Annotated in this window: 16 protein-coding genes; 9 read left to right on the forward strand and 7 right to left on the reverse strand. The window is 72.3% G+C overall.

The annotated features are described in order from the left end of the window. Positions 1-6 precede the first annotated feature (6 nt). Positions 7-351: a chorismate mutase gene (locus ACZ5ON_RS28395; RefSeq protein WP_465598657.1), complete on the reverse strand. Its 345-nt coding sequence runs from the start codon at positions 349-351 to the stop codon at positions 7-9. A 309-nt stretch (positions 352-660) separates the two neighbouring features. Between ACZ5ON_RS28395 and ACZ5ON_RS28400 the strand changes: the two genes are divergently transcribed. Both ACZ5ON_RS28400 and ACZ5ON_RS28405 read left to right on the forward strand, forming a co-directional pair. Further along, complete coding sequence (locus tag ACZ5ON_RS28400; RefSeq protein WP_427394296.1) at positions 661-1,089, forward strand: OsmC family protein; 429 nt, start codon at positions 661-663, stop codon at positions 1,087-1,089. A 374-nt stretch (positions 1,090-1,463) separates the two neighbouring features. After that, complete coding sequence (locus ACZ5ON_RS28405; protein WP_465598659.1) at positions 1,464-3,542, forward strand: putative bifunctional diguanylate cyclase/phosphodiesterase; 2,079 nt, start codon at positions 1,464-1,466, stop codon at positions 3,540-3,542. Between the two features lie 24 nt (positions 3,543-3,566). Here the strand turns inward: ACZ5ON_RS28405 and ACZ5ON_RS28410 are convergent, their stop codons facing one another. Then, the gene (locus ACZ5ON_RS28410) at positions 3,567-4,661 is read right to left on the reverse strand and encodes an LLM class flavin-dependent oxidoreductase (protein WP_465598661.1); all 1,095 of its coding nucleotides are present in this window, start codon (positions 4,659-4,661) and stop codon (positions 3,567-3,569) included. A gap of 663 nt (positions 4,662-5,324) precedes the next feature. On the opposite strand from ACZ5ON_RS28410, the gene ACZ5ON_RS28415 reads away from it, so the two are divergent. The 4 genes from ACZ5ON_RS28415 (at position 5,325) to glxA (ending at position 12,073) form a co-directional block, all read left to right on the forward strand. After that, positions 5,325-5,918 carry a DedA family protein gene (locus ACZ5ON_RS28415; RefSeq protein WP_465598663.1) on the forward strand — a complete coding sequence of 198 codons (594 nt, stop codon included), beginning with the start codon at positions 5,325-5,327 and terminating at the stop codon, positions 5,916-5,918. A 299-nt stretch (positions 5,919-6,217) separates the two neighbouring features. Next, positions 6,218-7,480 (forward strand): polysaccharide deacetylase family protein, encoded by a 1,263-nt coding sequence (locus tag ACZ5ON_RS28420; RefSeq protein ID WP_465598665.1) that lies wholly within the window; start codon positions 6,218-6,220, stop codon positions 7,478-7,480. A 781-nt stretch (positions 7,481-8,261) separates the two neighbouring features. Then, on the forward strand, positions 8,262-10,067 hold the full coding sequence (locus ACZ5ON_RS28425; RefSeq protein WP_465598667.1) for a glycosyltransferase family 2 protein: 1,806 nt from the start codon (positions 8,262-8,264) through the stop codon (positions 10,065-10,067). Positions 10,068-10,123: 56 nt separating this feature from the next. After that, the gene (glxA, locus tag ACZ5ON_RS28430; protein WP_465598669.1) at positions 10,124-12,073 is read left to right on the forward strand and encodes a radical copper oxidase GlxA; all 1,950 of its coding nucleotides are present in this window, start codon (positions 10,124-10,126) and stop codon (positions 12,071-12,073) included. A 58-nt stretch (positions 12,074-12,131) separates the two neighbouring features. On the opposite strand, the gene ACZ5ON_RS28435 is transcribed toward glxA, so the two are convergent. From ACZ5ON_RS28435 to ACZ5ON_RS28445, 3 genes are all read right to left on the reverse strand, one after another. Then, positions 12,132-13,127: a glycoside hydrolase family 6 protein gene (locus tag ACZ5ON_RS28435; protein WP_465598671.1), complete on the reverse strand. Its 996-nt coding sequence runs from the start codon at positions 13,125-13,127 to the stop codon at positions 12,132-12,134. Between the two features lie 115 nt (positions 13,128-13,242). Then, positions 13,243-13,956 carry a uracil-DNA glycosylase gene (locus ACZ5ON_RS28440; protein WP_465598673.1) on the reverse strand — a complete coding sequence of 238 codons (714 nt, stop codon included), beginning with the start codon at positions 13,954-13,956 and terminating at the stop codon, positions 13,243-13,245. Between the two features lie 157 nt (positions 13,957-14,113). Beyond that, complete coding sequence (locus ACZ5ON_RS28445; protein ID WP_465598674.1) at positions 14,114-14,893, reverse strand: HAD-IIA family hydrolase; 780 nt, start codon at positions 14,891-14,893, stop codon at positions 14,114-14,116. Between the two features lie 525 nt (positions 14,894-15,418). Here ACZ5ON_RS28445 and ACZ5ON_RS28450 point away from each other — a divergent pair. The 3 genes from ACZ5ON_RS28450 to ACZ5ON_RS28460 all read left to right on the forward strand — a co-directional run bounded on the left by ACZ5ON_RS28450 (position 15,419) and on the right by ACZ5ON_RS28460 (position 17,687). After that, positions 15,419-16,492 (forward strand): Gfo/Idh/MocA family oxidoreductase, encoded by a 1,074-nt coding sequence (locus ACZ5ON_RS28450; RefSeq protein ID WP_465598675.1) that lies wholly within the window; start codon positions 15,419-15,421, stop codon positions 16,490-16,492. 128 nt (positions 16,493-16,620) lie between these two features. Further along, positions 16,621-16,914 carry a DUF6412 domain-containing protein gene (locus ACZ5ON_RS28455; protein ID WP_465598677.1) on the forward strand — a complete coding sequence of 98 codons (294 nt, stop codon included), beginning with the start codon at positions 16,621-16,623 and terminating at the stop codon, positions 16,912-16,914. Positions 16,915-16,994: 80 nt separating this feature from the next. Next, positions 16,995-17,687: a YidC/Oxa1 family membrane protein insertase gene (locus ACZ5ON_RS28460; RefSeq protein ID WP_465598679.1), complete on the forward strand. Its 693-nt coding sequence runs from the start codon at positions 16,995-16,997 to the stop codon at positions 17,685-17,687. Here the strand turns inward: ACZ5ON_RS28460 and ACZ5ON_RS28465 are convergent. After that, positions 17,657-18,658: an adenosine deaminase gene (locus tag ACZ5ON_RS28465; protein WP_465598705.1), complete on the reverse strand. Its 1,002-nt coding sequence runs from the start codon at positions 18,656-18,658 to the stop codon at positions 17,657-17,659. The two genes, ACZ5ON_RS28460 and ACZ5ON_RS28465, sit on opposite strands and share 31 nt — an antisense overlap. 80 nt (positions 18,659-18,738) lie before the next feature. After that, the gene (locus ACZ5ON_RS28470) at positions 18,739-20,034 is read right to left on the reverse strand and encodes a DUF445 domain-containing protein (RefSeq protein WP_465598681.1); all 1,296 of its coding nucleotides are present in this window, start codon (positions 20,032-20,034) and stop codon (positions 18,739-18,741) included. Between the last annotated feature and the right edge of the window lie 301 nt (positions 20,035-20,335).

A 20,335-nucleotide genomic window follows, 5' to 3' on the forward strand; every position in this document is an offset into this window, starting at 1 on the left:
CAGGGCTCAGGTGCGGGCGATCGCCTCGTGGTGGCGGATGACCTCGGCGATGATGAAGTTCAGGAACTTCTCAGCGAACACCGGGTCCAGGTGGGCGCCCGCCGCCAGCGCGCGCAGCCGGGTGATCTGGTCCCGCTCACGCTCCGGGTCGGCCGGCGGGAGCTTGTGCTCGGCCTTGAGCCGCCCGACCCGCTGGGTCGCCTTGAACCGCTCGGCCAGCATGTGGACCACGGCCGCGTCGATGTTGTCGATGCTCTCGCGCAGACTGGTCAGTTCCGCCCGCACGGCCTCGTCGATCGCTTCGAGGGACGCGGCGGCAGAGTTCGCGGGCTGGGTGGGCTGATCAGTCATCGGGGCGGCTCCGGAGGCTGGCTGCGTGGACGGCGCCCGGGCGGCCCACGTTCCTGCTGGACCTCCCCGAGCCTTCGCAAATCTAACAGGAGAGGACTGGCCCATCCGTGGTATTCCGGGCATCCGTCCACTATCCGGACAGCGCACGCGCTCCCTGGTGCCGGGCGGTCCGAGGACGCGCTCCGCTCCTTCGGCCCTGCGCCGCCCGCGGCCCCGTAGGCTTGTCGGCGCACCACGCCGCACCACCACCGCACCGCACGGCCGGACGTGACGACCCAGCAGTTCCCCCAGCACAGGAGGTACCTGATCGTGGCAACCATCCGCACCGCACGCACCGCTTGGGAAGGCAACCTGCTCGACGGCAAGGGGCTGGTTACCCTCGCCTCCTCCGGCATCGGCGAGTACCCGGTCTCCTGGGCGTCCCGTGCGGAGCAGGCGAACGGCAAGACCAGCCCCGAGGAGCTCATCGCCGCCGCGCACTCCTCCTGCTTCTCGATGGCGCTCTCGCACGGCCTGACCGGCGCCGGTACGCCGCCCGTCAAGCTCGACACCCAGGCCGACGTGACCTTCCAGCCCGGCACCGGTATCACCGGCATCCACCTCACCGTGACCGGCCACGTGCCCGGGCTCGACGAGGCGGACTTCGTCAAGGCCGCCGAGGACGCCAAGGCCAACTGCCCGGTCAGCAAGGCCCTGGCCGGCACCACCATCACCCTGACCGCCAAGCTGGCGGGCTGACACCTCGTTCCTTCCGCGCGACAGCGCGTCAGGCGCCCCCGGTCCGCGCCCCCGGTCCGCGTCCCGTGACGTGTCCCGGGGGCGCGGCACGTGTCCGAACGGGTGCCGCCGCCCGCTCCCGGGCCGGGGAGCGTCCGACGAATCACCCTGCCGGCGGTCGCCGCCGGATCCGTGCGCCGCCTATGATCAGCGGCAGTGCCCCGTTCTCCGCCGAGCGCCGCAAGCAAGCGTTCTTGAACCGAGTTCCGGGGGCCTCGACAGTGCGGGATGCCGGCCACCGCGGGTGCGGAGAGCCGGCCGGAATCAGCGTCAGCAGCGGACGGGAGCAAGCCGTGCCGGGCCGGAACGAGGGGGCCGACGCATACCGCCAGCGCGTGCGGCACGCGGAACTGTGCCACCCCGCCCAGACCGCCACCGCCGAGGGTGCCGACAGCAGGTACCAGCGGCACGAGGCCCACCGCCTCCCCACCCGTTCCGACGAGCAGTCGTGCGTGTACTGCCCCACCTGCTCGGCCCCGCTGGGCGGCACCACCAGGGAGCTGCTCGCCGCCCTGCGGGCCAGCGAGTCCCGGTTCCGGGCCGCGTTCGCCGACGCCGGGATCGGCATGGCGCTGATCGACGCCGAGGACCGGATCATCGAGGTGAACCCCGCGTTCGCGGCGATGATCGGCCGCGAGCTGCCGGACCTCGTCCGCACCCACATCCACGACATCATCGACCCGGAGGAGACCGACCGTCAGCACTACCTGGAGCTGGTGCGCGGCGAACGCGACCGGCTGCGGGTGGAGAAGCGGCTCAAGCACCGCGACGGCCGGACCGTGTGGAGCAATGTGACGGTCTCGCTGATCCGCGACGGATCGGGCCGCCCGCTCTACACGCTGGCCATGGTCGAGGACGTCACCGAGCAGCGCCTGCTCGGTGACCGCCTGGCGTACCAGGCCCTGCACGACCCGCTCACCAGGCTCCCGAACCGGACCCTGTTCTTCGAGCGCCTCAACGCCGCCTTCATGCCCGCCGGTGACGAGACGTCGACCGGCGCCCCGGCGGCCGGCACCGAGGCCGGAAAGCCGGCCGGGTCCGCACCCGCGACCCTCACCGCCGAGGCACTCGCGCCCGGGGGCCCCGCCGCCGGGGCGGCCACCGCGACGGTGACGGTGCCCGCCGCCACGACGCCGGCGGCCACGCCGGGCGGCGGCCGCCCCGCCCGCCGGGTCGGGCTGTGCTACGTGGACCTGGACGGCTTCGCGGCCATCAACGAGACCCTGGGGCACCACGTCGGCGACCAGCTGCTGGTCGCGGTCGCCGCCCGGCTGGAACGCGGCTTCTCCCGGGACGACGACAGCCTGGTGGCCCGGCTCGGCGGCGACGAGTTCGCCCTCCTGGTCGCCGACAGCTCCAGCAGCGAGCAGCTGACCAGGCTGGCCGGCGAACTGATCGCCGCGCTCGAGCAGCCCTTCGACATCGCCGGGCAGCAGCTGGTGGTCACCGCCAGTGTGGGCGTGGTGGAGCGGCCCGTGCAGGAGACCACCCCCGCCGACCTGCTGAAGGACGCCGACGCCACCCTGTACTGGTCCAAGGCGGACGGCCGGGCCAGGTGGACCCTCTACGACCCCGACCGCGGCGCCCACCAGCTCACCCGGCAGCGCCTGGCCACCGCGCTGCGCCCGGCCCTGGAGCGCGGCGAGTTCACCGTCGAGTACCAGCCCCTGGTCGGGCTGGCGGACGGTGCGGTGCACGGCGCGGAGGCGCTGGTCCGCTGGCGCCACCCCCGGTACGGGACGCTCTCGCCGGACCGGTTCATCCCGCTGGCCGAAGAGTCCGGCGCGATCGTGCCGCTGGGCAAGTGGGTGCTGGAGGAGTCCTGCCGACAGGCCCGGCAGTGGATGGCGGAGTTCCCGGACGCCGAGACCTTCGTGAGCGTCAATCTGGCGGCCCGCCAGATCTGGGACTCCGATGTGGTGGCCGATGTCGCCCAGGTGCTGGAGCGCACCGGGCTGCCGCCCCGGCTGCTGCAGTTGGAGATCACCGAGAGCGCCGTGCTCGGGCCGGGGGGCCGCCCGGTGCAGGCGCTCCAGGCGCTGGCCGACATGGGCGTCCGGATCGCCATCGACGACTTCGGGACGGGCTACTCCAACCTCGCCTACCTCTCCCGGCTCCCGGTCCACGTGCTGAAGCTGGACGGCAGCTTCATCGAGGGCTTCCGCGACCCGGCGCCGGGCGGCCGCCCGGACAACCGGTTCCGGCGCGCCGACGCGGACGAGCAGATCGTCGGCGCGATGGTGCAGCTCGCCCACGCCCTCGGACTGACCGTGACGGCGGAGGGCATCGAGAACGCCTCGCAGGCCGAACGGCTCCGCCTCACCGGCTGTGACACGGCCCAGGGCTGGTACTTCGCCAAGCCCGGTGAGGCGGAGCGGGTCGCCGCCATGCTCCGTGCCAGGCAGGCCGGTTGAGCGTCCCGGCCGGGGCGGCGCCGATCAGCCGAGGCCGTACGCCTCGGCGATCAGGGCGTACGAGCGGATCCGGGCCTCGTGGCCGTGGATGTGCGAGGTGACCATGAGTTCGTCCGCGCCGGTCCGCTTGCGCAGGACCTCCAGGCCGTCGGCCACCTCGCCGGGCGCGCCGAGGACGACGTTGCCGAGCCAGCTGTCGAGGAAGTCCGCCTCGGCCTGGCTGTAGGGGTGGGAGGCCGCCTGCTCGGGGGTCGGGATGAGATCCGGTGTGCCGCGCCGCAGCCGCAGCATGGCCAGCGCCCCCGACATCGCCAGGCGCCGGGCCTCGGCCGCGCTGTCGGCGGCCACCGCGCCGACGCCGATCAGCGCGTAGGGCTCGTCCAGTACGGCGGACGGCTGGAAGGTGGAGCGGTAGAGGTCCAGCGCGGGGACGGTGTTGGCGGCGCTGAAGTGGTGGGCGAAGGCGAAGGGCAGGCCGAGCCGGCCCGCCAGCCGGGCGCTGAAGCCGGACGAGCCCAGCAGCCATATCGGCGGACGGGTCCGGCTCCTGGGCACCGCGGTCAGCCGCGCGTAGGGGTGGCCGTCCGGGAAGTCGCCGTCCAGGAAGTGGGTGAGCTCGGACAGCTGGCGGGGGAAGTCCTCGGCGTCCTCGGCGGTGCCGCGGCGCAGCGCGCGGACCGTGGCCGGATCAGTGCCGGGGGCCCGGCCGAGGCCGAGGTCCACCCGGCCCGGGTGCAGCGCCTCCAGCAGGCCGAACTGCTCGGCGATGGCGAGCGGGGCGTGGTTGGGGAGCATGACGCCGCCCGAGCCGAGCCGCAGCGTACGGGTGTGCGCGCCCAGGTGGGCGAGCAGGACGGCCGGTGTGGAGCTGGCGACCCCCGGCATGCCGTGGTGCTCGGCCACCCAGAAGCGGTGGTAGCCCAGGCTCTCGGCGGTGCGGGCGAGTTCGGTGGTGGCCGCCAGCGCCTCACCGGGTGTGTAGCCCTCCCCGACCGTCGCCAGGTCGAGGATGGACAGCGGTGCGGGTGCGGCGCCCCGGGGCACGCCGCGGACCGGGTCGGGGAGTTCCTGCCCGCCGCCTCGTGCCGCGCCGGTCGCCAGCTCGTCCTCGGTGGCCATGCCTCGCTCCTCCTGCTCGACCTGATCGGTTGCGGGACTCCGCTCCCGCCTGCGGGGTCAACCCGGATGCGGCTCGGGCTGTTCCCGCGACAGGCCTGCGGGGCCCGAGGGGCGTACCGCGTGCCGCGGTGAAGGCGCGGAGCGGGCCCGGGTCCGCCGGAGCTGCGACGGTGCGCCGGACTGCCGGTGCGTGCGCGGCTTCGGCAGCACTCACCCGTCACACGGTCGAGGTTGCGTCAAGCCCCTTTCCCTGCAGTCGATTTGCCCTGCGGCAGCGCAGCTCGCGCCGCTCGGGGCGCCAAAGGGCCGAGGGTCCAGGTGGCGGCTTTTCGCCAACGCAGGAACTCGCCAGGCGAACGGGTCGCGCGAGCGGTCCGGCTTCGGGCAACCTACTGGTCAGTGAGGGTCGAGCAGTCGGGTCTCACCCATCGGCAAGGCAGGCGGGCTGGACCAGTTCCGCCTGACCCCGACGAGCCCCCGGAGCGGCATCCCGCTCCGGGGGCTCTCCCAATGTCCGGCCGCGGAAGTTCCGGCCCGGGACGGCCCGCCCCCGCGCCTGTGATCCCGCCCACGCCGGGGTGCTTCAAGGCATGAAGTGTCGAAGCGTTAGCGTTGTCCCTCGCAGCCACCTGTTCCTCCGGGCGGTCTGGAGGGAGAACGACCTTGGGTGCCATAGCGCTGATCGGCCCTGCCTGGATATGCGTCCTGGCACTCTGCGCCGTCCTCGGCGACGCGCTGCTCCCCTTCCTGCCGAGCGGCACGCTGGTGATCCTGGCCGTGCTCAGGACTTCGCAGGTCGCCGGCGCCCCGGTGCTCCTGGCGCTCGGTGTGGCGCTGGCGTCCTTCCTCGGTGATCTCCTGCTGCTGTCGCTGGCCCGCCGGGGCGCACCACTGGTGGACCGGCGACTGGCGGGCAAGCCGCAGCTGGCGGCCAGTGTCGAGCGCGTCCGGCAGAGCCTGTCCGGCCGGAGCAGGCGTGCCGCGGCCGCCATGGTGATCATCGCCCGGTTCGTGCCGGCCGGACGCACGGTACTCGATCTCGCCGTGGGGCACTCCCCCGGCCAGTCCCGCGGCTTCCTGCGCTGGTCCGCACTGGCCGCGGTGGTCTGGGCCGGGTACATCGTCACGCTGGGCTGGCTCAACAGCCACTGGTTCGACACCGCCTGGCTCAGCCTGGCCGTCTCCTGCTGCGCGGCGACGGCGATCAGCTCCACCGTCGCCCGGATGATCCGCCGGCACCGCCGCCAGTCGGTCTGACACCCGCCGCCAGCTCCCTCTTCACATCACCCTCACCAGTCCCCACCTGCACTGATTCCCACCCGGCGGGGCGGGCGAAGTGTCTCAGGACGGCAACAGTGACCCCATGGCCGGATCCGTCCGGGTCGTCGCTGCGTAATGACCGGTAGTAGGTAGAGACCCTTGGATGGTGGTCTTTACCTATGACATCCTGAAGAGGTAATAGTCAGCTATGTCCGTTTTCCCCTGGACGTCCGGATGCCCTCGCCGGGGCCTCCGGACTTTGTTCTGGGCTCGGACGCCAACCGGCAGGGGAGACCATGAGCACCATCTCGCGCAGGGCCATGCTGAGCGCCGCGGCCGCCACCGCGGCGCTGGGAGCCGTGACAGCCTGTTCGAGTGGCAGCGGCCCCGCCTCGGACGCGAAGGGCTCCGGGGACGGCGGGAGCGGTGGCGGCAGCGGCAAGCCGAGCGCTCCCGCGGTCAAGGGCACGCCGATCGGGGACGGTTCGACCTCCGACACCGGGGCCCAGCCCAACCAGCCGAAGCCGGAGAAGCTGGGGCCGGGTGAGCGTCCGCCGCAGTTCGTGGTGTTCTCCTGGGACGGTGCCGGCGGCACCGACGACGGGCAGTTCCCCCGGTTCCTCAAGCTGGCCGAGGAGCACAAGGCCTCCATGACCTTCTTCCTCTCCGGCATCTACGCGCTGCCGAAGGGCAAGTCGAGCCTCTACCACCCGCCGAAGCACTCGGTCGGCGCCTCCGACATCCCGTACCTGTCGGACGGGGCGGTGAAGAACACGCTGAAGCTGGTCACCCAGGCGTGGCTGGCCGGGCACGAGATAGGCACCCACTTCAACGGGCACTTCTGTTCCAGTCGGCCGGACGGCAACGGGGTCAACAAGTGGAGCCCGGAGGACTGGGAGAGCGAGATCGAGCAGGCCGTCTCGTTCGTGACCCAGTGGCGCACCAACACCGGCTTCACCGACGTCGATCCGCTGCCCTTCGACTACCGCAAGGAGCTGATCGGCGGCCGCACCCCGTGCTTGGAGGGCCAGCAGGCGCTGCTGCCGACCGCCGCCAAGCTGGGCTGGAAGTACGACGCCAGTTCGCCCGGCGGCCAGCAGATCTGGCCGCAGAAGGTCCAGGGCGGGAAGATATGGGACTTCCCCCTGCAGGGCATACCCTTCCCCGGGCACGGCTTCCAGGTGCTGTCGATGGACTACAACATCCTGGCCAACCAGTCCGGCGGCAGCACCAAGGGCGACCCGGGCAAGTACGAGGAGTGGCGCGACCAGGCCAAGGGGGCGTACCTGGCCGGCTTCAACCGCGCCTACACCACCAACCGGGCGCCGTTCTTCATCGGCAACCACTTCGAGCAGTGGAACGGCGGCATCTACATGGACGCCGTCGAGGAGACCCTGAAGGCGATCGCGGGCAAGCCCGAGGTCCGGCTGGTCTCCTTCCGCCAGCTGGTGGAGTGGCTGGAGGTCCAGGACGAGTCCACCCTGCGCAAGCTGCGGACGCTGGGCGTCGGCAAGGAGCCCGCGGGCGGCTGGGAGAGCTTCCTGGGCTCGGCCGGGTGAGCGGCGCGGGCTGAGCCCGCCGGGCGCAGGCGGAGCGGAACCCGCGCGGCGGTACACGCCTTCCGGGGGTCGGTCGGGGTCCTGGAGTGCCGCGGGTCTGGCCGGAACCCTTGGCGGGGCCGGTCCGCCGCAGTATGTGGCAGGACGCCGCTTCGGTGACAGTGGCTGTGTGTCCGTCAGCCATACCCGGTGGCCCGTACGGCGTTGCGGTCCGTTGGACCGTCGAGGTGGCCGCCGGGCACACACCGGACGAGGTCCCGCGCCCTCGCTTGGCGCGCACTCCCCACGGTCGTCCCCACGACGCTCCCGACGCCTCCCGTGCCCCCGGTGCCACCAGCCGCCGCCCCGGTACGTCACGGCCGGACCTGGCTACCCGCCACTAGCACCGATCAGCCGCGAAGCGTACCGATTCCGCCAGATCTTCACTCCCAGGGCAAGGTCGTCTCCGGGATCGGTTGCGATCACCCTTGGCGCTGAGGAGAGTTGACAGGTAGTCACGAGCCGCCGAACCACATCCACTCCTCGACTGCGGCGACAAGCCGATTCGCCACAACTCCGAATCAGCACCGGCCACCGGGGCCATGCCTCCGGCGGGGTGGCGCGCTCGTTCCAAGCCGAAGCAGTGACGGTCCTTCAGCCGCCGCGGCCTCGGCGGTTCACCAGACGTGCTTCGATCTGGAGACCGCAGCTCCAGACGGCGGGCCCGGGGGGACTCGCCGGCACCTAGTTCAGGGGCAGCAACAGGGCCGCGACAGCACGGCCCTCGGGGGGAGTCACCGCCATGCCGACGACCGAGGCATACCCACAACCACCGATGCCGGAGCACACCCGGACCCACACGCCTCACCAGACACTCCAGGAACACCGCCGTCCCTCCGGGTCGATCGACCGAATCGAACCGCCGTACGACTACGAGCACTTCAGCCGCCTCGCCGGCCCGCTGACCGAGCCGCCCGCCGGGACGCCGTACCGGGTCCAGTACCGCAGCCTGCTGAGCGAGGAGCCGCACCGGATCCGCGCCGCCCTGCTGCTGATCGCCGCGCCCGTGGTCGAGGCGGTCCTGCTGGTCTGGCTGCTGCTGCCGGGACACTGGCCACTGCGGCCGGGCGAGACCCAGCCGTGGCTGCCGGCCGCCGACAAGGTGATGATCGCGATCATCGCCCTGATCGAGGCCTTCCGGCTGGTCAACGTCGTCTCCAACGCGCACGCCACGCTGGTCGCCCGCGATCCGGTCCCGGTGCTTGCGCAGACCGGCACCAGGGTCGCGTTCCTCACCACCTGCGTGCCGGGCAAGGAGCCGCCGGAGATGGTCCGGGCGACCCTGACGGCCGCGCTCGCCGTCCGGCACGACGGGCCGTACGACGTCTGGCTGCTGGACGAGGGCGACGATGCCGAAATGCGAAGCCTGTGCGCCGAGTTGGGGGTGCACCACTTCAGCCGCCACGGCATCGGACGGTGGAACCAACCCAAGGGCCGCTTCCGCGCCCGCACCAAGCACGGCAACTACAACAGCTGGCTCGACGAACACGGCGAGGACTACGACTTCTGGGTCTCGGTGGACACCGACCACGTCCCGCTGCCCGACTTCTGCGAGCGGATGCTCGGCTACTTCCGCGACCCGGACGTCGCGTTCGTGGTCGGCCCGCAGGTGTACGGGAACTACGGCAGCTCACCGTCGGCCGTCACCAGGTTCTCCGAGAGCCAGCAGTTCCTCTTCCACGCGCTGATCCAGCGGGCCGGGAATCGTTACGGCGCACCGATGTTCGTCGGCACCAACAACGCCGTACGGCTCAGGGCGCTGCGGTCCATCGGCGGGCTCTACGACTCGATCACCGAGGACATGGCGACCGGCCTGGAGTTCCACCGCCGGCGCAACCCCGCGACCGGCGCGCGGTGGAAGTCGGTCTACACCCCGGACGTGCTGGCCGTCGGCGAGGGGCCGTCCTCCTGGACGGACTTCTTCTCGCAGCAACTGCGCTGGAGCCGCGGTACCTACGAGACCATCCTCACCCAGTACTGGCGGGCCGCCTGGCGGCTGTCGCCCGGCCAGCTGCTCAACTACACGCTGATGGTGTGCTTCTACCCGATGGCAGCGCTCACCTGGCTGCTCGGCGGCCTCTCCAGCGTGCTCTACCTCGGCTTCGGGGCCTCCGGAGTGCACGTCTCCTCCGAGATCTGGATGATGCTCTACAGCGACGCCGCCGCCCTCCAGGTGCTGCTCTACACCTGGAACCGCAAGCACAACGTCAGCCCGCACGAGCCGGCCGGGTCCTCCGGGGTCGCCGGGATGGTGATGTCCGCGCTCTGCGGGCCCGTCTACGCCGCCTCGCTGCTGCAGGCCGCGCTGCGCCGCAGGAGCCGCTTCGTGGTCACCCCGAAGGGCGACTCCGCCAGCCCCGACCGGGCGGCCACCTTCCGCATCCACCTGTTCTGGGTGCTGGTCTTCGGCGGCTCGGTAGCCGCCTCCTTCGTCACCGGCCACGACCACGTCGCCATGCGGACGTGGGCCTGCATCGCGCTGTTCTCCAGCCTGCTGCCGATGCTCATCCGGGCGTACGACCGGCTGATCCGGCGCGCCAGCGCCTGATCCGGCGCCTTCCGCCCGTTCACACCACCCGCACCAGCTCCACTGGGGGACCCGTCATGAAGATCCGCCACACCGGCGGCCGGACCAGGCGCTACGCGCTGGGCAGCACCGTCGCGCTGGTCGTCGCCGGCATGAACGCGCCGGCCGTCCTCGGCTTCGCCGGTGACCAGTACCACCAGTACGTCATCAACCAGCCCGGCTACAAGGCCGAGTACGGCCACTGGCAGACCCTCGAACTTCCCACCCAATTCCGGGTCGACGCGATCCACGCCACCCTGCTGCGCACCGGGAAGATCCTGATCGTCGCGGGCTCCGGCAACGACCAGCAGGCCTTCGACGCCGGCACCTTCAAGACCCTGCTCTGGGACCCGGTGAAGAGCACCTACAAACTGATACCCACCCCCGTGGACATGTTCTGCGGCGGACACACCTCGCTCCCCGACGGCCGGGTCCTGGTGGCCGGCGGCACCCTGCGCTACGAGCAGCTGGACGGCGCGGTCAAGAAGGCCGCCGGCACCATGCGGGTGCGCAACGAGAACCCGGACGCCCCGCGCACCTTCCCCAAGGGCACCGTCTTCACCGGCCCGGGCGGCCGCGAGTACGTCTCCACCGCCCCGGTCACCGTCCCCGCCGCCACCAAGACGGTCGCCAGGACCGCGGACGGCCGGACCGAAGCCACCGTCACCGCCGGGGAGCGGCAGGTCTTCGTCGAGGCCGTCTCCGAGGGCGCCTCCTACGTCGACCAGAACCCGGCCCAGTACCGGATCAAGGGCCTCACCGGCGCCGACGCCCGCAACCTCTACGGCATGGGCGGCAAGATGACCCTGGACAAGCAGGACTTCCAGGGCATCCGCAGCGCCTACGAGTTCAACCCGGACACCGAACTCTACGAGCAGGTCCCGGACATGGCGTACGCCCGCTGGTACCCGACCCTCACCGGGCTCGGCGACGGCAAGGTGGTCACGGTCTCCGGCCTGGACGACACCGGCCAGATCCTCAGCGGCAACGACAACGAGCTGTTCGACCCGGCGACCCGCACCTGGTCCAAGGCCCCCGACCGGTACTTCCCGACCTACCCGTCGCTCTTCCTGACCGCCTCCGGCAAGCTCTTCTACTCCGGCTCCAACGCGGGATACGGCCCGGCCGACAAGGGCCGCACCCCCGGCCTGTGGGACCTGAAGAACAACAGCTTCCAGACCGTCGACGGCCTGCGCGACCCGGACCAGCTGGAGACCTCCTCCTCGGTGCTGCTGCCGCCCGCCCAGTCGCAGAAGGTGATGGTGCTGGGCGGCGGCGGGGTCGGCGAGTCCCCGGCCTCCACCGCCCGGACCGGCATCGCCGACCTGGGCGCGGCCGAGCCGCACTTCGTCTCCGGCCCGGACCTGCCCGCCGGCGGCACCCGCTACCTCAACAGCGTGATCCTGCCCGACGACACCGTCTTCACCACCGGCGGCTCCAGCGACTACCGCGGCAAGAGGCGCAGCGACCTGCTGAAGGCGCAGACGTACCACCCCGACAGCAACACCTTCAGCACCGCCGCCGCGCCGACCGTCGGCCGGGACTACCACTCGGAGGCCCTGCTGCTCCCCGACGGCCGGGTGGTCGTGCTCGGCTCCAACCCGCTGTTCGCCGACAAGGCCGACACCCAGCCGGCCGAGTTCGAGCAGCGGATCGAGGTCTACTCCCCGGCGTACCTGTACCACGGGCAGCGGCCCGAGATCACCGCCGCGCCCGGCCGGGCGAGCCTCGGCAGCGAGATCACCGTGGCCGCCCCGGCCCCGGATCGGATCGCCACCGCCAAGCTGATCCGGCCGAGCTCGGTCACCCACGCCACCGACGTCGAGCAGCGCTCGGTCGCCCTGGACATCACCGGACGCGGCGCCACCGGGATGACCCTCTCGCTGCCGCGCAACCCCGACCTGCTGCCGCCGGGCTGGTACATGCTCTTCGCCACCGACCGCAACGGGACGCCCTCGGTGGCGCGCTGGATCCACATCACCGACTGACCTTCGACGGCGGCCGGTCCGGGGGCGGTCCGCTTCCCCGGGGGCGGCCGCCGCCCGGTCAGCTGCGGGCCAGCCCCAGGGCGTACGGGAGCCAGAACTCGCCCGCCCTGGGCTCGCCACGGCCGCAGTCGCCGTCGGACTCGCCCGGGTTCTTGATCCAGAGGTAGGCGTCCACCCCCGGCCGCCCGGTCCCGGTGGTCGGCGTCTCGCCCAGCGCCCGCCCGGCCGGATTGCACCAGTCGCGGTCCCCGAGCGGGCCGTTGCCGTTGCGGCTGGTGTCGATCACGTAGTGCTTGCCGTCGAGCAGCCCGGACAGCTTGTCGCCGTACTCCGAACTCTGCTCGGTGGTGTAGAAGTTGGAGACGTTGACGGAGAAGCCGTCGGCCTCGGCGATCCCGGAGCGGCGCAGCGCGTCGGCGAGCCGGTCCTGGTCCTTGAGCCAGCCCGCGTTGCCCGCGTCCAGGTACACCCGGACCTTGGGGTGCTCCTTCAACTCCCGTACCGCGTACGCCAGCAGGTCGTAGCGCTCGGCGGCGGCCGCCTCCGTCACCCCGCAGCCGTCCAGGGTGTGTGCCACGGCGTCCGGCTCCAGGATCACCCAGGCGGCCCGGTCGGCCAGGCCGGCGGCGAGGGCGGCGATCCAGTCCCGGTAGGCGGCCGCGTCGGCGGCTCCGCCGGCCGAGAACTGCCCGCAGTCGCGGTGGGGTATGTCGTACGCGACGATCAGCGCGGTGCGGCCGACCGCGGCGGCCTTGATGGTCAGCTCCTCGGCCTTGGCCCGGGCGTCCTGGCCACCGAGCCAGAGTGCCGAGGGCTGGTCGGCGATCCTGGTCAGGGTCTTCGCGTCCGAGTCCTTGGCCTTCGCCAACTCCATCGCGGCGGAGCTCTGGTCGGAGATGTAGAAGGCCTGCCCCGGCTGCTGCCCGAGCAGCCTGCCGGGACCGACGGCCGGCTTCGCGCCCCCCGACGCCACACCGCCGCACCCGGCCACCGCACCCGCCGACAGCGCCGCCAGTGCGGCCGCCGCAACCACTCGCCACCCCAGGCGCCCCACGACTGCCCCTCCCCACCTTCGCGGTCGGCACCAGCTTCGCACAGCCGGTGCCGACCGGGGCGCCATCGCCGACAAGTGTGCGGCGAGCGGGGGTTGGGATTGTCGAGTGGCGGCGTCAGGCGGACGCGAGGTCCGGCACCCGCCAGTCGATCGGCTCCGAACCGAAGCCCGCCAGCGCCTCGTTGATCTGCGAGAACGGACGGCTACCGAAGAACAGCTTGGCCGACAGCGGCGACGGGTGCGCCCCCTGCACCACCACGTGCCGCGAGGTGTCGATCAGCGGCAGCTTCTTCTTGGCGTAGTTGCCCCAGAGCACGAAGACACAGGGCTGCTCACGGTCGCTGACCGCCTTGATCACCGCGTCGGTGAACTTCTCCCAGCCCTTGCCCTTGTGCGAGTTGGCCTCATGGGCGCGGACCGTCAGCACCGCGTTGAGCAGCAGCACGCCCTGCTCGGCCCAGTGCATCAGATAGCCGTTGTCCGGCGCCGGAACGCCGAGGTCGGCGTGCAGCTCCTTGAAGATGTTCCGCAACGAGGGCGGAGTCTTGGTGCCGGGCAGCACCGAGAAGCTCATGCCGTGCGCCTGGCCGTCGTCGTGGTACGGGTCCTGACCGAGCACCAGGACGCGGACGTCCTGGTAGGGCGTGGCCTCCAGCGCCGAGAACTCCTGACCGCTCGGCGGGAAGACCTGGTGCTCGGCCCGCTGCTGCGCCACGAACTTCGCCAGCTCCGCGAAGTACGGCTTCTCCAGCTCCCCCGCCAGCGCCTCGCGCCAGGACTCCGGCACCTCGAACTCCGTGCCCACGGCCACCTCAGCCAGCTCCGTCACGACTCAACCTCCCACCGGGCCGCGCCCGGACCGCACGTCCACTTGCACCGAGAACGCTACACAGACCCACCGACAACGCCCGCCCCGGGCGGGAAGCCGCCCGGGGCGCGAGGAAGCACGGTGGAACGCCCCGGCCCCAGGCCGGAGCGAGGACCGGTCAGATCAGCTCGATCAGGTCCGCGACCGAGGCGACCACCCGGCCCGGCCGGTACGGGTAGCGCTCGACGTCCTCCGCACTGGTTAGCCCGGTGAGCACCAGGATGGTCTCCAGACCGGCCTCCATGCCCGACACGATGTCGGTGTCCATCCGGTCACCGATCATCGCCGTGCTCTCCGAGTGCGCACCGGCGGTGTTCAGCGCCTCCCGCATCATCAGCGGGTTGGGCTTGCCCACGAAGTACGGCTCCACCCCGGTCGCCTTGGTGATCAGCGCCGCGACCGAGCCGGTGGCCGGCAGCACGCCCTCGGTGGACGGGCCGGTCTCGTCCGGGTTGGTGCAGATGAACCGGGCACCCGCGTTTATCAGCCGGATCGCCTTGGTGAGCGCCTCGAAGCTGTAGGTGCGGGTCTCGCCGAGCACCACGTAGTCGGGGTTGTTGTCGGTCAGCACATAGCCGGCCTGGTACAGCGCGGTGGTCAGCCCGGCCTCGCCGATGACGTACGCGGTGCCGCCGGGCCGCTGGCCCTTGAGGAACTTCGCGGTCGCCAGCGCGGAGGTCCAGATGCACTCCTCCGGCACCTCAAGGCCCATCCCGGCGAGCCGGGCGCTGAGGTCGCGAGGGGTGTAGATCGAGTTGTTGGTCAGCACCAGGAACGGCTTGCCGGACTCGCGCAGACGCCGGAGGAACTCCTCCGCGCCCGGGATCGGCGTGCCTTCGTGGATGAGGACGCCGTCCATGTCGGTCAGCCAGGACTCGATGGGCTTGCGGTCTGCCACGTGCATGTCTCCAGAGGTCGTGCGTGGTGGTACGGACGTCATCCGGCCGTACGGAACTGCGAACCCGACCGCCCGGACACAGCCGGGCGATCGGGGGTGTTACTGGCCGCCCCGACGGCTCAAGCCTAATCCGCACACATGCCCGACTGAACCACGTCCCACCTGCCGGACCGCACTGTCCTCCGCCGTATCCGAAGCCTTCACCCGGGCCGGCCGGCGCCCCCGCCGCCTCAACGGAGGCTTAAGCCGCCCATAAGCGAGCTGCTATGTCGTCAACTCCCGCGCATGGCGGGGATAGCGTACGGACACGGAGCGTTCCTCCGGGCGGTCCGCCTCCGACTCCCGGGTACCGGCCCCGCGCCCACGATCCCCCTCCCCGGCGCGCCCGGTACCCGGGTCCGGCCGCTCCGCCGGTCCGGAACCCTGCCCCGCCCCGGGCGCGGCCGATCCCGGACCGGCGGACGCGTGTCCTGTCGCCGGTCGGTCCGCGACCGCCGCAAGGGGGTGCGTGATTGAGTAGGGGGCATGAGCAGCAGCACGTCGCACCCCCCGTTCCGCGTCGGTCTGATCGGCTACGGCCTGGCCGGCTCCGCCTTCCACGCCCCGCTGATCGCCGCCACCCCCGGCCTGCGACTGGAAGCGGTGGTAACCGCCAACCCCGAGCGCCGGGACCAGCTGCGGCAGGAGCACCCGGGTGCCCGTCCGCTGGACACCCCCGAACAGCTGCTCGCCGAGGCGGACCGGATCGACCTGGTGGTGATCGCCTCGCCCAACCGCACCCATGTCCCGCTGGCCCGGGCCGCGCTGGAGGCCGGCCTGCCCACCGTGGTGGACAAGCCGCTGGCGGCCACCGCCGCCGAGGCCCGCGAGCTCTGCGAACTGTCGGCCAGGACCGGGGTGCTGCTCTCGGTGTTCCAGAACCGCCGCTGGGACGGCGACTTCCGCACCGCCCGCCGGCTGGTGGAGTCGGGCGCGCTGGGCCGGGTGCATCGCTTCGAGTCCCGGTTCGAGCGGTTCCGTCCGAAGCCCAAGGCGGGCTGGCGCGAACTGGCCGACCCGGCCGAGGCCGGCGGCACCCTCTACGACCTGGGCAGCCACCTGGTGGACCAGGCCATCACCCTGTTCGGCCCGGTCGACACGGTGTACGCGGAGATCGACGTCCGGCGGGACGGCGCGGTGGTGGACGACGACGCCTTCCTCGCCCTCACCCACTCATCCGGCGTCCGCTCGCACCTGTGGACCAGTGCGCTGGCCCCGCTCGCCGGTCCGCGGCTGCGGGTGCTCGGCGACACGGCCGGGTACGTCAAGTCCGGCATGGACCCGCAGGAGACCGATCTGCGGGCGGGCCGGCGGCCCGACGACGGCGGGGCCTGGGGCGCGGACGACCCCTCCGCGTACGGCACCCTGGGCACCGACGAGTCCTCCGCCCCGATCCCCACCGACCCGGGCGACTACCCCGCGTACTACGCCGGCATCGCCACCTCCCTCGCCGACGGCACCCCGCCGCCGGTCGACCCCCGGGACGCCGTCACCACCCTGGCCGTCCTGGAGGCCGCCCGTGCCTCCGCCGCCACGGGCAACCTCGTCCGGCTGCCGTAGCGGCGGGTGCGGGGAACCGCGGCGATCACATGGCCGCGGACGTGCCCGGCCTCGCACCCGGTTCCCCGCGCCCCCGCCCGTCCCGTACGATCGCGCTGACTGCCGTCCCAGCCCCGAAGGAGGTCGCCGTGCCGTTCGTCGCCGTACTGCTTGGCCTGCTCCGGGTGTTGACGGGTGATCTGCTGCTCGGGCCCGCGCCTCTCACGGCGGTCGCGGCCGCCGCCACCCTGGTGCTGCTGGCCGGTGTCGCCGGGACCGTGCTGGCCACCGGCCGCCTGCTCGGGGCGAGCGCCCCGGTGCTGGTCCGCTCCGGCGCGCTGCGCAGGCGCGCGTTCAAGACGGCCTTCCTCCCGCAGCGTGATCCGGACGCCCGGGGCCGCCGTCGCCCCAGGGCACCGGGTGCGGCCCTGGCGGCCGCGTAACTCCCGCTCCAGGCAACGGCCCGCGCGGCCGCCCTCCGCCGACATCTCATCCCACGAGACCCCGGAGGGCTCGCACCACCATGTCCGTCTTCGCGTTGCTCGACCCTGCCGTACACCTGGCCCACGACGCCGTCGCGGCCCTGGCCGCGTTCCTGCCGACCGCGCTCGCGATCGTCGTCTTCACCCTCTGCGTACGCCTCGCGCTGCACCCGCTGGCCCGGGCCGCCGCGCGCGGTCACAAGGCGCAGGCGCGGCTCGCCCCCGTGATCGCCGAACTGCGGCGCAAGCACGCCGAGCAGCCGGAGAAGCTGCGGTCCGCGCTGGCCGAGCTGTACCGCGCGGAGCGGGTGTCACCGGTCGCGGGCTGCCTGCCGGCCCTGGCGCAGGCCCCCTTCTTCTCGGTGATGTACCGCCTGTTCACCACGCCCGATGACCTGCTGCACCACACGGTGTTCGGCGTTCCGCTCGGGCTGCACGCGGGCGCCGCGCACGGCCAGGGCCAGTTGCTGGTCTTCGGCCTGCTGTACGCGGCCCTGGCCGGTGTCGGCCTGCTGTCCTTCCGGAGCGCCCGGCGGTCGGTGACGGATCCGACGGCTCCCGGTGCGGCGCTGATGCCGTACCTCTCGTTCGGCACCGTGCTGTTCGCCGCGCTGGTCCCGCTCGCGGCGGGGATCTACCTGCTCACCACCACCGCGTGGAGCGTCGCCGAGCGCGCCTGGCTGCACCGGGGCAGCCGGCCCCGTCAGCCCCTGGCGGTCCAGCCCGCGAGGTAGTCGTCGATCTCGGCGGTCAGCCGGGCCTTGCCGCTCCCGTCCAGGAAGGAGGCCTCGACGGCGTTCCGGGCGAGGGCGGCGACACCGGCCTCGTCCAGGCCGAGCAGGCGGGCGGCGACCGCGTACTCGGTGTTGAGGTCGGTGCCGAACATCGGCGGGTCGTCGCTGTTGACCGTGACGAGCAGGCCCGCGTCGACCATCTGCCTGATCGGGTGGTCCTCCATCCGATCGACGGCCCGGGTGGCGATGTTGGAGGTCGGGCAGACCTCCAGCGGGATACGGTGCTCGCCGAGGTGGTCCAGCAGCGCCGGGTCCTTGACCGCCTGGGTGCCGTGGCCGATCCGCTCGGCGCCCAGCACCCGGATGGCGTCCCAGACCGTCTCCGGTCCGGTGGTCTCACCGGCGTGCGGGACGCTGTGCAGGCCGGCCGCCCGGGCCCGGTCGAAGTAGGGCTTGAACTGCGGGCGCGGCACGCCGATCTCCGGTCCGCCGAGCCCGAAGCTGACCAGGCCCTCGGGTGCCAGCTCGACGGCCATCCGGGCGGTCTCCTCGGCGCTCGCCAGTCCGGCCTCGCCGGGGATGTCGAAGCACCAGCGCAGCACCACGCCGAGGTCGCGCTCGGCGGTGATCCGGGCGTCCTCGATCGCCTCCATGAAGGCGACGTCCGGGATGCCGCGGTTGGTGGAGGAGTAGGGGGTGACGGTCAGCTCGGCGTAGCGGATCTGCTGGCGGGCCATGTCCTCGGCCACGCCGTAGGTGAGCGCCCGGACGTCCTCGGCGTCCCTGATCAGGTCGACGACGCTCAGGTAGACCTCGACGAAGTGCGCGAAGTCGGTGAAGGTGAAGTACTCGGCGAGCGCCGCCGGGTCGGTCGGCACCTTGGTCTTCCCCGCGTGGCGGGCGGCCAGTTCCGCGACCACCCGGGGCGAGGCCGAACCGACGTGGTGCACGTGCAGTTCCGCCTTCGGCATGCCGGCGATGAACGCCTCGATCCCGTTCTTGCCCTCGGCCACAGGACACTCCTCTTCGCCTATTGGTTCGATCCTGCATGCTAACCGCCCAGCGCCACCGCCACGGTGTGGATCAGCAGACCGGCCAGCGCACCGACCACCGTGCCGTTGATCCGGATGAACTGCAGGTCCCGGCCCACATTGGCCTCGATCTTCCGCGAGGCCTCGTCGGCGTCCCAGCCGGCCACGGTCTCCGAGATCAGCGAGGTGATCTCGGTCCGGTAGGTCTCCACCACGTACTGGGCGGCGTCCTGGAGCCAGCCGTCGGTCTTGGCCTGGAGCCTGGCGTCGGTGGCGAGGCGGTGTCCGAAGGAGCGCAGCCCGGCCGCTATCCGGCGGCGCAGCTCGCTGTGCTCGTCCTCGGCGGCGCTCAGCACCAGGGTGCGGACGGCCGCCCAGGAGGAGGCGATCAGGTCCTGCACCTCGGGGCGGGCCAGCAGGTCGGACTTGGCCCGTTCGACCCGGGCGATGGTCGGGGGGTCGTGCTGGAGCTCGGTGGCGAAGTCGGTGAGGAAGTTGTCGATCGCGCCCCGGGCCGGGTGCTCGGGCTCGTCCCTGATGTCGGTGACGAAGCGCATCAGCTCCTTGTAGACCCGTTCGCCGACCTGCTGGTCGATGAACTTGGGCGTCCAGAGCGGCGTCCGCTGGGTGACCCGCTGCACCACCTCCTCGTGGTGCACGGTCAGCCAGTCGTGCGCGCGGACGGCGATCAGGTCGACCACCCCCCGGTGGCCGCCGTCCGAGACCACCTTGCCGAGCAGCCGCCCGGCCGGTTCGGCGATCGAGGTGGCGGCGGCCCGTCTGGTCACGGCCTCGGCCACCACCGCCTGGACGTCCTCGTCGCGCAGCACCGCGAGTACGCCGCGCAGGGCGGCCGCGCTCTCCTTGGTGACCCGCTCGGCGCTGCCGGGGGCGGCCAGCCACTCGCCCAGCCGCCGGGCGATCCCGATCACGGCGAGCCGCTCGCGCACCACACGGCCGGACAGGAAGTTCTCGCCGACGAAGTCGCCCAGGGCCTTGCCGAAGGCGTCCTTCTTGGTGGGGATGATCGCGGTGTGCGGGATGGGCAGGCCGAACGGGCGGCGGAACAGCGCGGTCACGGCGAACCAGTCCGCCAGGGCGCCGACCATGCCGGCCTCGGCGGCCGCCGCGACGTACCCGGACCAGGCGCCCGCGCCCGCCCCCCGGGCCCAGGTCGCCAGGCCGAACACCACCGTCGCGAAGGCCAGCAGGCCGGTCGCGATGGTCTTCATCCGCCGGACGCCCCGGCGCTTCTCCTCGTCGGCCGCGGTGAAGCTGATCCCGGCGGCCGCCCTGACCCTCTGATCCACACTCACCCGCCCAGTCTGCCCCGCAGGCCCCGGGCGGGGGCCGTCCACCCCGCCGATATCCGGGTCAAACCGGGGTGCCCTCAAGGGGGAACCCCGGGGCGGGGCGGGAACCAGGGATACGGGCGGTGGCCGACCAGCGGGTCCGGGCACGCGGTGAGGTACGGCATGGTGTCGTAGACCGCGATCACCACGCTGACGTCGGGTGGTGCGCTCGGCCGCACCGCCCCTCGGGAAGCTGTCGCCCCTCGTGAAGTCACAAGGGGTTCAACGGCCTTGGGGCGGCACGGTCACCGCCCATCACCCTGAC

The sequence above is a fragment of the Kitasatospora sp. NPDC032150 genome (assembly GCF_055579945.1).

Bases quoted from the DNA above. Each gene is read 5' to 3' on its own strand.
- ACZ5ON_RS28450 (WP_465598675.1), top strand. From the start codon at position 15,419: ATGAGCAGCAGCACGTCGCACCCCCCGTTCCGCGTCGGTCTGATCGGC.
- ACZ5ON_RS28410 (WP_465598661.1), bottom strand. From the start codon at position 4,661: ATGGCCACCGAGGACGAGCTGGCGACCGGCGCGGCACGAGGCGGCGGG.
- ACZ5ON_RS28460 (WP_465598679.1), top strand. From the start codon at position 16,995: ATGTCCGTCTTCGCGTTGCTCGACCCTGCCGTACACCTGGCCCACGAC.
- glxA (WP_465598669.1), top strand. From the start codon at position 10,124: ATGAAGATCCGCCACACCGGCGGCCGGACCAGGCGCTACGCGCTGGGC.
- ACZ5ON_RS28395 (WP_465598657.1), bottom strand. From the start codon at position 351: ATGACTGATCAGCCCACCCAGCCCGCGAACTCTGCCGCCGCGTCCCTC.
- ACZ5ON_RS28425 (WP_465598667.1), top strand. From the start codon at position 8,262: ATGCCGACGACCGAGGCATACCCACAACCACCGATGCCGGAGCACACC.
- ACZ5ON_RS28420 (WP_465598665.1), top strand. From the start codon at position 6,218: ATGAGCACCATCTCGCGCAGGGCCATGCTGAGCGCCGCGGCCGCCACC.
- ACZ5ON_RS28465 (WP_465598705.1), bottom strand. From the start codon at position 18,658: ATGCCGAAGGCGGAACTGCACGTGCACCACGTCGGTTCGGCCTCGCCC.